The organism is Streptomyces sp. CBMA156 (assembly GCF_014596515.1).
Lineage (GTDB): Bacteria > Actinomycetota > Actinomycetes > Streptomycetales > Streptomycetaceae > Kitasatospora.
On the sequence record NZ_MSJQ01000392.1, the window covers coordinates 1 to 10,236 of the forward strand.

The 10,236-nt window shown below is 75.6% G+C and carries 12 protein-coding genes and 1 pseudogene; 5 read left to right on the top strand and 8 right to left on the bottom strand.

Annotated features, from left to right (window positions below; translation table 11 throughout):
- Positions 1-573: YsnF/AvaK domain-containing protein (locus BU198_RS34875; RefSeq protein WP_188300863.1), on the top strand; the 573-nt coding region annotated here is incomplete at its 5' end.
- Between the two features lie 131 nt (positions 574-704).
- A complete protein-coding gene (locus BU198_RS34880) occupies positions 705-1,580 on the top strand; it encodes a LysR family transcriptional regulator (protein ID WP_188300864.1) in 876 nt (291 codons plus the stop codon).
- Between the two features lie 69 nt (positions 1,581-1,649).
- Here BU198_RS34880 and BU198_RS34885 read toward each other — a convergent pair whose 3' ends face one another.
- Positions 1,650-2,237 (bottom strand): TIGR03086 family metal-binding protein, encoded by a 588-nt coding sequence (locus BU198_RS34885; RefSeq protein ID WP_188300865.1) that lies wholly within the window; start codon positions 2,235-2,237, stop codon positions 1,650-1,652.
- Between the two features lie 66 nt (positions 2,238-2,303).
- Between BU198_RS34885 and BU198_RS34890 the strand changes: the two genes are divergently transcribed.
- Positions 2,304-3,116 carry a helix-turn-helix domain-containing protein gene (locus BU198_RS34890; protein ID WP_188300866.1) on the top strand — a complete coding sequence of 271 codons (813 nt, stop codon included), beginning with the start codon at positions 2,304-2,306 and terminating at the stop codon, positions 3,114-3,116.
- A 7-nt stretch (positions 3,117-3,123) separates the two neighbouring features.
- Here the strand turns inward: BU198_RS34890 and BU198_RS34895 are convergent, their stop codons facing one another.
- The 4 genes from BU198_RS34895 to BU198_RS34910 all read right to left on the bottom strand — a co-directional run bounded on the left by BU198_RS34895 (position 3,124) and on the right by BU198_RS34910 (position 7,191).
- Positions 3,124-4,110: an iron-siderophore ABC transporter substrate-binding protein gene (locus BU198_RS34895; protein ID WP_188300867.1), complete on the bottom strand. Its 987-nt coding sequence runs from the start codon at positions 4,108-4,110 to the stop codon at positions 3,124-3,126.
- Between the two features lie 122 nt (positions 4,111-4,232).
- Entirely contained in the window at positions 4,233-5,093 is an 861-nt protein-coding gene (locus BU198_RS34900) for an ABC transporter ATP-binding protein (RefSeq protein ID WP_188300868.1), read from the bottom strand.
- On the bottom strand, positions 5,093-6,151 hold the full coding sequence (locus tag BU198_RS34905; protein ID WP_188300869.1) for a FecCD family ABC transporter permease: 1,059 nt from the start codon (positions 6,149-6,151) through the stop codon (positions 5,093-5,095). Before BU198_RS34905 ends, BU198_RS34900 begins: the two co-directional genes overlap by 1 nt.
- Positions 6,148-7,191 (bottom strand): FecCD family ABC transporter permease, encoded by a 1,044-nt coding sequence (locus BU198_RS34910; RefSeq protein ID WP_188300870.1) that lies wholly within the window; start codon positions 7,189-7,191, stop codon positions 6,148-6,150. Before BU198_RS34910 ends, BU198_RS34905 begins: the two co-directional genes overlap by 4 nt.
- Positions 7,192-7,290: 99 nt before the next feature.
- Between BU198_RS34910 and BU198_RS34915 the strand changes: the two genes are divergently transcribed.
- Positions 7,291-7,920, top strand: coding sequence for an HAD family hydrolase (locus BU198_RS34915; RefSeq protein ID WP_188300871.1), 630 nt, complete (start codon positions 7,291-7,293; stop codon positions 7,918-7,920).
- A 45-nt stretch (positions 7,921-7,965) separates the two neighbouring features.
- On the opposite strand, the gene BU198_RS34920 is transcribed toward BU198_RS34915, so the two are convergent.
- Positions 7,966-8,205: a hypothetical protein gene (locus tag BU198_RS34920; protein WP_188300872.1), complete on the bottom strand. Its 240-nt coding sequence runs from the start codon at positions 8,203-8,205 to the stop codon at positions 7,966-7,968.
- A gap of 472 nt (positions 8,206-8,677) precedes the next feature.
- On the opposite strand from BU198_RS34920, the gene BU198_RS44045 reads away from it, so the two are divergent.
- Complete coding sequence (locus BU198_RS44045; RefSeq protein WP_188300873.1) at positions 8,678-9,061, top strand: cold-shock protein; 384 nt, start codon at positions 8,678-8,680, stop codon at positions 9,059-9,061.
- A gap of 16 nt (positions 9,062-9,077) precedes the next feature.
- Here BU198_RS44045 and BU198_RS34930 read toward each other — a convergent pair whose 3' ends face one another.
- Both BU198_RS34930 and BU198_RS34935 read right to left on the bottom strand, forming a co-directional pair.
- Complete coding sequence (locus BU198_RS34930; protein ID WP_188300874.1) at positions 9,078-9,929, bottom strand: 1,4-dihydroxy-6-naphthoate synthase; 852 nt, start codon at positions 9,927-9,929, stop codon at positions 9,078-9,080.
- Positions 9,922-10,236: pseudogene (locus tag BU198_RS34935) on the bottom strand (futalosine hydrolase); the annotation flags it as partial. The pseudogene BU198_RS34935 and the gene BU198_RS34930, both read right to left, overlap by 8 nt.

Below are 10,236 nucleotides of genomic sequence, written 5' to 3' on the forward strand. Positions count from 1 at the left end.
ACGGCCGGTGCCGCGGGCGCGACCGGGGCCGCCACCGGGATCGGCCACACCGCGATGCCCCCGAGTGCCACCACGCGTGCCGCCGCCGCTCCGGGTGCCGTCGGCTCCGCCGCCGGGCGGGCCGCTGTCCACCACGGGAAGGACGAGGCGATGACCCGCTCCGAGGAGCGGATGAGCGTCGGCGTCGAGCGGTACGAGGCCGGCCACGCGAAGCTGCGCAAGTACGTCGTCACCGAGGAGGAGCGGCAGACCGTGCCGGTGCGGCACGAGGAGGTCCACGTCGAGCACGAGCCCATCACCGACGCCAACCGGGGCGCCGCGATGTCCGGTGAGCTCATCTCGGAGGCCGAGTACGAGGTCACCCTGCACGCGGAGCGGCCGGTCGTGCGCACCGAGGCCGTCCCGGTCGAGCGCGTGCGGCTGGTGACGGAGGAACGCGTCGAGGAGCGGACCGTCACCGGTCAGGTGCGCAAGGAGCGCATCGAGGCCGAGCTGCCCGACGGGAAGACGGCCGGCCCGATCGCGGGGCATGCGCAGGGCACGGAGATCCTGGGCAAGGACCGCCGTCGGTGACGCCCCCGGCCGGTGACGCCCCCGGGCCGTGACACCGGTGGGCCGTGACACCCCTGGGCCGTGACCGCCTCGCGCGGTCGCGGCCCGTCCGTCCGGCCGGCGGAGCCCCCGGTCGAATATCGTCACCGGTCATGGAGATGCACCAGCTGCGCTACTTCGCCGCCGTGGTCGACGAGGGGACGTTCACCGCCGCGGCCGCCCGGCTGCACGTCAGCCAGTCCGGCATCAGCACCCAGGTGGCCAAGCTGGAGCGCGAGTTGGGCCAGCAGCTGCTCGAACGGGCGGGCCGGCAGGTGCGCCTCACCCCGGCCGGGGAGGCGGTCCTCCCGCTGGCGAAGAACGCCCTGGCCACCCTCGACGCGATCCGGCACACCGCCGCCGAGTTCGCCGACGCCGTCCGCGGCCGGGTCCGGCTCGGCATGATCACGGGCTGCTCGATCCCGCCGTTCCTGGACACCGTGGCCGACCTCGGCCGCAGCCACCCCGGCATTGAACTCAGCCTGCACGAGGGGCCGTCCGAGGACCTCCAGGCCCAGGTTCTGGCCGGCTCCCTCGACCTGGCCCTGATCGGCTACGCGGGCGAGGTCTGCGCCGGGCTGGAGGCCACCGTCGCCGTCGACGAGCCGATCGCCGCCGTCGTGCCCGCCGGGCACCCGCTCGACCGGGCCCGGCTGCGGCTCGCCGACCTGCGGGGCGAGAAGATCCTCTGCCTCTCCTCCGGCACCGGCATCCGCGCCGCCTACCGGGACTCCTGCCGCCGGCTCGGCCTCGACCCGAGGGTGGACATCGAGGCCAGCTCGCCGGCCGCCCTGCTCCGGCTGGCCGAGCGCGGCGCGGGCGTGGCTGTCCTCAGCGCCTCCTCCGCGGCGGGGGCCGGGCTGCGGGCCGTCCCGCTGTCCGACGCCGCCACGTACGCCCGGCTCGGTCTCGTCGCCCGCCTCGACCAGCAGTCCCCGGCCGTACGGCTGTTGCGGGCCAGGCTCAGGGCGGCGCTCCGCTCCGAGTGACGAGCGGCGGGTGACAGGCGGCGGGCGACGGCTGACGGCTGTCCGTCGGCACCGCGTACCGGGTCGGGCTCAGGCCTTCCAGCGCGGATCGCGCCCCGAGGCGGCCAGCGCGCGGTCCCACGCGGAGGCGTCCTCCGGCAGGGCCACCGACTCGGCGAAGCCCGCGTACTGCCGGTACAGCTCGGCGTTCTCCGCCACGATCTCCCCGGCCAGCAGGGCGAGTTCCTCGTCGACCTCGATCCGCCCGCCGGTCGCCAGGGCGACGTCCCAGCCGTGCAGCAGCAGCTCCAGGAGCAGCATCCGGGCGATCCCGACGGCCGGTACCGGGGCGCCGCCGAGGTCGACGTCCCCCTCCCAGACGGCCGGGTCGGCCCAGGCCGCGACCGCGCGCTCCAGCCGGGCCGCGTAGGCGGAGCGCCAGTCGGCGTCGGCGGTGAAGTCCCGCGAGACCAGCTCCTCGGGCAGCTCGGTCCGCCGGGCCCGGTGCTCCAGGCCGTGCGAGGTGTACAGCACCCAGTGGTTGATCAGCGCACGGGTGTCGAACTCCGTGCAGGGCGTCGGTGCGTCCAGCGGACGGCCGGCCGGGACGGCGGCGGCGACGCCGGCCGCCGCGGAGGCGGCACGGGCCAGGAAGGGGTGCATCGGGTGGGCGTTCATGGCGTCGATCCTGCACCGGCCCGTACCCGCCGGTCTTGAAGAAACGCGACGGCTAGCCTGGCCGCCATGGACTCCCCGGACTCCCCCGACCTCGGCCGCGGCGTGCTCCACCCGGCCAGGGCGGCCGAGCTGATCACCGTGGACCGGCTCGCGCCCGACCCGGCCGTGGCGCGGTTCGTCGAGTACTACTGGCTGGTCCGCTGGGACCTGCACGGCCTGCCGCCGTACGAGCAGAAGGTGCTCGCCCACCCCAACGTCCACCTGGTCTTCGAGGCCCCGCGGGCACGCGTGTACGGGGTGGACCGCTCGCTCTTCGTCCGCCGGCTGGAGGGCGCGGGGCACGTGCTGGGCGTGCGGTTCCGCCCCGGTGCGTTCCGCCCCCTGGCCGGGCACCCGGTGAGCCGGCTGGCCGACCGCTCGGTGCCCGCCGCCGAGTACTTCGGAGCCGGGGCCGACCGGTTCACCGCGGAGATCCTGGCGGCGCCCGGCAGCCCCGCCGCCCTCGCCGACGCGTTCCTCCGCCCCCGGCTGCCCGCCCCCGACCCGGTCGCCGCCGAGGTCGCCGCCGTGGTGGACCGGATCACCGGCAGGCCCGACCTGTGCCGGGTCGACGCGCTGGCCGCCGAGCTGGGCCTGACCGTCCGCCGCCTCCAGCGCCTGTTCGCCGAGTACGTCGGCGCCTCCCCGAAGTGGGTGCTGCGCCGCGCCCGCCTCCACGAGGCCGCCGAACGGGCCGGCGCGGACGGCGGGCTGGACCTGGCCGCGCTCGCCGCCGAACTGGGCTACGCCGACCAGGCCCATCTGACCAGGGACTTCACCGCCGCCGTCGGCGTCTCCCCGGCCCGCTACGCGGCCCCGGCGAGGAACCGCACGCCCTAGGCACGTCCTAGGCACCCAGGAAGCGCTGCAGCTCGTCCAGCAGGTAGTTGGCCCCGGTGTACCCGATGCCCTGGAACCACAGCTGGTCGTCCACCGGGAACGCCCGGTGCCCCTTGACGGCCCCCAGTGCCCGCCAGCCCGGGCTCGCCAGCGTCGCGTTGGCGCCCGACAGGTCCGGATCGCCGTACGTCGCGTACAGCAGCAGGTCGCCGTCCACCCTGGCGAGCTGGTCCGGCGGGACCTCGACGTCCGGCTGGTCGACGTTCTGCGCGTCCGGCCGGCCCACCTGGGCGTCGGCGAGCACCGTCCCGGGGAAGCTCTGCCGGCCGAACATCCGGATGCCGCCGCCCTCCACGAACCGCACCAGGCTCACCCTGCGCCCCGACAGCTTCGCCGCCGCCAGCGTCTGGGCCACCTGCCCGGCGTGCTTCTGGTACGACCCGGCGAAGGCCGCCGCGGCCGCCTCCCGGCTGAGCGCCTCGGCGTGCAGCTGGACGTTCGCCTTCCACGGCGCCCCGGTGGTCTGGGTGAGCACCGTGGGGGCGATCTCCCGCAGCTGTTCGTAGCGGTCGCCGTCGCGGGTCCGGTTGGACAGGATCAGGTCGGGCCGCAGGGCCCGTACGGTCGGCAGGTCGGGCGCGCCGGCCGGGCCGACCAGCCGGATCCCGGCCGTCCTGGAGTCCGGCCAGTACGCGGGGTAGCGGGTGTCGCGGCCCGGGAGCGCGGCGCCGACCGGGGTGATGCCGAGGGTCAGCGCGGAGTCGAGCACGTCGGTGTCGAGCACGACCACCCGCATCGGCGCGCCCGGCACCACCACCGGGCCGGTGGCGGCGTTCACCGTCACCGGCGGCACCGGGGAGGGGGACGGCGAGGTGCCGGTGCCCAGGCCGTCCGAGGTCCCCGGGGCCGGCGGCCGGGCGGTGCAGCCCGCGGCCCCCGCGAGCGCGGCTCCACCGAGGCCGGTGAGGAGGGTGCGGCGGGAGATCCGGGGCATCGGCGGTCCTCGGGCGGAGAGGCGGGGTCGGGGCGCCGTCGATTATGTCCGAATTGGAGGCTAAAGTGCCGTTAAGTACGGGCGTGGCCGGGCGCGGGATCCGCCGAGTGCGCCCCTTCTCCTCAGGCCTCCACGGCCGCCGCCTTCGTCGCCCACGGGGCGCCAGGCACGACCAGCGGGGTGCCGGTCACCGGGTCCGGCACCACCACCGAGTCCAGCCCGAACACCTCCCGCACCAGCTCGGCCGTCACCACGTCCCCGGGCGCGCCCTGCGCCACCACCCGGCCGTCCCGCATCGCCACCAGGTGGTCCGCGTACCGGGCGGCCTGGTTGAGGTCGTGCAGCACGGCGACGACGGTCCGGCCGCGTTCGACGTTCAGCCGGCGGACCAGGTCCAGCACCTCCACCTGGTGCGCGATGTCCAGGTAGGTGGTCGGCTCGTCCAGCAGCAGGATGTCGGTGCCCTGGGCGAGCGCCATCGCGATCCAGGCGCGCTGGCGCTGGCCGCCGGAGAGCTCGTCCATGCTCCGCTCGGCCAGCTCGGCGGTGGAGGTGCGCTCCAGCGCCTCGGCGACCGCCGTCTCGTCCTCCGGCGACCACTGCTGCCACCAGCTCTGGTGCGGCTGGCGGCCGCGCGCGACCAGGTCGGCCACCGAGATGCCCTCCGGGGCGGTCGGCGACTGCGGCAGCAGGCCGAGCCGCTGGGCGATCCGCTTGGTCGGGATCCGCGCCAGCTCCTCGCCGTCCAGCAGCACCGCGCCCCGGACCGGCTTCAGCAGCCGGCCGAGGGCCCGCAGCAGCGTCGACTTGCCGCAGGCGTTCGGGCCGACGATCACCGTCACCCGCCCGTCCGGGACGGTGACGTCCAGATCCTCGACGACCGTGCGCGCGTCGTAGGCCAGGGTGAGGCCCCTGGCCTCCAGACGGTGTCCGGACGGCGGGTGCGCGGACGGCTGGTGTCCGGACGGCGGGTGGGCGGACATCAGGAACCTCCACGGCGGGATCGGATCAGCAGCCACATCAGGTACGGCGCGCCGACCATGCCGGTCACCACGCCCACCGGCAGCTCGGTCGGCGCCAGCAGCCGCCGGGCGATCAGGTCGGCGAGGACCACCACCAGCGCGCCGGTCAGCGCCGAGCAGAACAGCGGGACCTGCGCCGAGCGGGCCAGCCGCAGCGCGATCTGCGGGGCCATCAGCGCGACGAAGTCGACCGGCCCGGCGGCCCCGGCCGCGCAGGAGGCCAGCACGATGCCCAGCAGCGCCATGCCCAGGCGGATCCGGTCCAGGCGCAGGCCGAGGCCGACGGCGGTGGCGTCGTCGAAGGAGATCGACCGCTGGGCGCGGGCCGCCCACAGCGCGACCGGCAGGGCGGCGAGCAGCACCCAGGCCAGCCACCCGGCCTGGCCGTAGCCGGAGCCGTTCAGGCTGCCGGTCATCCAGACCTTGGCGGCCTGGGCCTGGAAGCCGTCGCCCTTGGTGAGGAAGACGGAGGTCAGCGAGGACAGCGCGACGCTGATCCCGATGCCGATCAGCACGAAGCGCTGCGCGTGCAGGCCGCGCCGCCAGGCCAGCGCGTACACCAGCAGCCCGGCCACCAGGCCGCCGGCCACCGCCGCGTACGGGGCCTCGCCGGTCGAGCCGACCACGCCGTACGCCATCAGGCCGACCACGGTCGCGGTCGCGCCCCAGGTCACGCCCACCACGTCGGGGCTGGCCAGCGGATTGCGGGCGACGGTCTGGATCAGCGCCCCGGCCAGTCCGAGCGCCAGGCCGACCAGCAGCCCGACCACCACCCGGGGCAGCCGGAACTCGCCGACCACCAGCTCGTGCGGGCTCGGCTGCCCGAGCACCACCTTGACCACCTCGCCCGGCGGCACGGTGGACTCGCCGAGGCAGAGCGAGGCCACCACGGTCACCGCCAGCGCCACCAGCAGCCCGGCGGCGACGGCCACCGAACGCCGGTGCACCAGGAAGGACGCCCGCCCGGCCCGGACGACGCCGTAGCCGCGCAGGGAGACCGGAGCCGTGAGCCCGCTCATGCCGCCACCACCTTCCTGCGGCGCACCAGCGCGACCAGCACCGGGACGCCGACCAGGGCGGTCATCACGCCCGCAGGGACCTCGGACGGCGGGAACAGGACCCGGCCGAGGGTGTCGGCGAGCAGCAGCAGCGCCGGGCCGAGGACGGCGGAGAAGGCGAGGATCCAGCGGTGGTCGGCGCCGGCCACCGCGCGGGCGGCGTGCGGGACGGCGAGGCCGACGAAGGCGATCGGGCCCGCCGCCGCGACCGCGGAGCCGGTCAGGACGGTCGCGCCGAGCGCGCCGACCACCCGGACCAGGCCGGTCTTGGCGCCCAGGCCCTTCGCGGTGTCGTCGCCGAGCGCCAGCGCGTCCAGCCCGCGCGCCACCGCGACCACCAGCACCGTGCCGACCGCCAGGAACGGCAGCAGCTGCCAGGCCACGTCGGAGGTCCGCCCGGAGAGCGAGCCGACGTGCCAGAAGCGGAACTGGTCCATGGTGGCCGCGTCCGTGGTCAGCACCAGGGTGTTGAGCGAGGCGATGAAGGCGGACATCGCCGAGCCGGCCAGCGCCAGCTTGATCGGCGTCGCGCCGCCCCGGCCGCGCCCGGCGAGCCCGTACACCAGCACGGTGGCGATCACCGCGCCCGCGAAGCCGAACCAGACGTACCCGGTGAGGGTGGAGACGCCGAAGCCGGAGATGGCGACCACCACGCCGGCCGCCGCGCCCTGCGAGACGCCGAGGATGCCGGGGTCGGCGATCGGGTTGCGGGTCAGGCCCTGCATGACGGCCCCGGCTAGGCCGAGCGCCGCGCCGACGGCCAGTCCGACGACCGTGCGCGGCACCCGCAGCTCGCGGATCACCACGGCGTTGGCGGTGTCGCCGCCGTGCAGCAGGGCGTCGAGGGTCTCGCCGAACGGGACGGTCCTGCTGCCGACCGCCAGGCTCAGCAGCACCGCGGCGGCCAGGACGGCGAGTGCGGCGGCGAGCCACAGTATTCGGCGCCGCGGCGCGCGGTACGGCGCGCGGGGCGCACCGGGCGGTGCGCTGGTGTCGGTCATGGGCCCTCTCCGCAGACAACTCAGGCAAACCTAAGTTCCACCGCGAAGCCGGGGCAAATTGCCTCGTGGGCCGCGGCGCCCGTTGGGTAGCCTGGCGGCATGCCCGCGACCTCATCTGCTCCGCTCACCGTCGGCTTCGACCTCGACATGACGCTGCTGGACACCCGGCCGGGTATCCGCGCCACCTACCTGGCGCTCTCCGCCGAGACCGGCACCCACATCGACGCGGACCTGGTGGTCACCCGGCTCGGGCCGCCGCTGCTGGACGAGATCCGCAACTGGTTCCCGGAGGCCGAGGTGGAGCGGGTGGCCACCCGCTACCGGGAGCTCTACCGGGACCACGCCTTCGCCCCGACCGTGGCCCTGCCCGGCGCGTACGCCGCCGTCGAGGCGGTCCGCCGGCACGGCGGCCGGGTCGCGGTGATCACCGGCAAGTACGAGCCGAACGCCCGCCTCCACCTGGAGCACGCCGGGATGGTCGCGGACGCCGTGATCGGCGACCTGTGGGCGGAGACCAAGGGCGAGGCGCTGCGCGAGCACGGCGCGAGCGTCTACGTCGGCGACCACCTCGGCGACATCAGGGGCGCCCGGCACGCCGACGCGGTCGCGGTCGCCGTGGCCACCGGGCCGTACGGCGCGGACGAGCTGCGCGCGGCGGGCGCGGACGTCGTCCTGGACGACCTCACCGGCTTCCCGGACTGGCTCGCCCGGCACCTGGCCGGGCACTAGTGCCGCAAGCGCCGTCGCGGTACCGACCCGGGCCCCCGGCGGCGCTCAGGACCCGACGGGCCCGATCCGGCGGCGCTGGGCCCGCGCGTTCAGCAGCAGCCCGGTCAGCGCCGCCAGGAAGCCGGCCGGCATCAGCATGCTCAGCCAGTACGCGACCGTCGGCAGCGGCGTCAGGTGCAGGAACAGCGGGACGAAGGTGACCAGGGTGGCGAGCGCGCCGAGACCGAAGACGATCGCCCCGGCCTTGACGTACACGTCGCCGGGGTCGGTGCTCTGGCTGTTCACGTCTGCTCACTCCTACGGGCCGGTCGGAACTGCCCCCAGTCTGGCAGAGCGGCCGCCGGGGGCGCCCACCGGAGCGGGCCGGTCACGTTGCGCAGTTTTCCGGCAGCTGAACGTTTTGATCCCTGCTGAGCGGGGGTATGCACGGGGTGCCGAGGGGCGCTGCAGGCGCGTCCCGAGTCCTCAGACCCGGGGGTGTGAGCCGATGGACCGCGCGGAGCCGCGCCGCGGCCGTGCCACGGCCGGGTTGCCCCTGACCTCGAGATCCCGCGTTCCCGCCGCCCCGTACGGGCCTCGGAGCGCGTATCCCTCGCGGAACGCGGATGAGGCAGTGACGGACCGTTAGTCTGCTCCTGACAGCGTGCCGACCACGAGCGCCCACCGGCGCCGAGCCGCGGTCGGCCGCTTCTCCCCACCACCCAGTGATCCCCGGCCAGGGCCGGGATCCCTCACACCCATTCGAGGACTGTTCGAGATGCCCACCGGCCAGGTCAAGTGGTTCAACGAGACGAAGGGCTTCGGCTTCCTGTCGCGCGACGACGGCGGCGACGTCTTCGTCCACACCAAGGCGCTGCCCGACGGTGTCACGTCGCTGAAGCCGGGCCAGCGGGTCGAGTTCGGCGTGGTCGCCGGCCACCGCGGGGACCAGGCGATGGCCGTGCAGCTGCTGGACGCGCTGCCCTCGGTGGCGGCCGCCCAGCGCCGCAGCGCCGACGACATGGCGCCGATCGTCCAGGACCTGATCACCACGCTGGACGCGGTGCTGCCCGGTCTCCAGCGCGGGCGCTACCCGGCCAAGCCGACCGGCCAGAAGCTGGCCGGCCTGCTGCGCGCGGTGGCCGACCAGTTCGACGTCTGACCGCGGGGACGAGCGGCTAGAACGCGAGCGCACCCGGGTCGAGCGGGGGCACCAGCCCCTCCGCGGCGGCCCGGGTGAGCAGCGCGCGGACGGCCGCGTAGCCCTCCTCGCCGAGGTCCTCGGTGAACTCGGTGACGTACAGCCCGATGTGCTGCTCGGCCACGTCCAGGTCCATCTCCTGGGCGTGCGCCAGCACGTACCCGCGGCTCGCCGCCGGGTCAGCCCAGGCCTGCCGGACGGAGGCGCGGATCGCGTCGCCGATCGCCCGCAGTCGCTCGGCGCCGAGCGAGCGCCTGGCGACGATCGCGCCCAGCGGGATCGGCAGGCCGGTCTCCCGCTCCCAGGCCTCGCCCATGTCGGCCAGGCTGTGCAGTCCGTACTGCCGGTAGGTGAAGCGGGCCTCGTGGATCACCAGGCCGGCGTCCACCCGGCCGTCCCTGACGGCGGGCATGATCTCGTGGAACGGCAGGACGACGATCTCGCCGAAGCCGCCGGGCACCGCCTTCGCGGCCCAGAGCCGGAACAGCAGGTAGGCGGTGGAGCGCTCGGAGGGCACCGCGACGGTCTTCCCCGCGAGGTCGGCGGGGGAGTCCACGCCCGGCAGGGTGAGCACCAGCGGGCCGCAGCCGCGGCCCAGCGCGCCGCCGCAGGGCAGCAGGACGTACTCGTCCAGGACCCAGGGCAGCGCGCCGTAACTGATCTTCAGCACGTCCAGCTCGCCGCGCTCGGCCAGGCCGTTGGTGACGTCGATGTCGGCGAAGGTCACCTCGGGGGCGTCCGCCCCCGGCACCAGGCCGTGCGCCCAGGCGTGGAAGACGAAGGTGTCGTTCGGGCAGGGCGAGTACGCGATGCTCAGCCGTTCAGCCACGGCCGGCCTCCTCGATCGGTTCGTGGCCGGCGGCCGGTTCGCGGACCGCGGCAGGTTCGTGGGCCGAGGCCAGTTCGTGGACGGGCAGCGCGGCGAAGGCCCGCTCCAGGGCGGCCAGCGCCTCGCCGATCCGCCAGGCGGCCCGGTCGCGCGGGCCCACCGGGTTGGACACGGTGCGCAGTTCCAGGGCCGGCACGCCGTACCGGGCGGCGGCCTCGGCCACGCCGAAGCCCTCCATCGCCTCGGCGGCGGCCCCCGGGTGACGGGCGGCCAGCGCGGCGGCCCGCTCCGCGCTGCCGGTGACGGT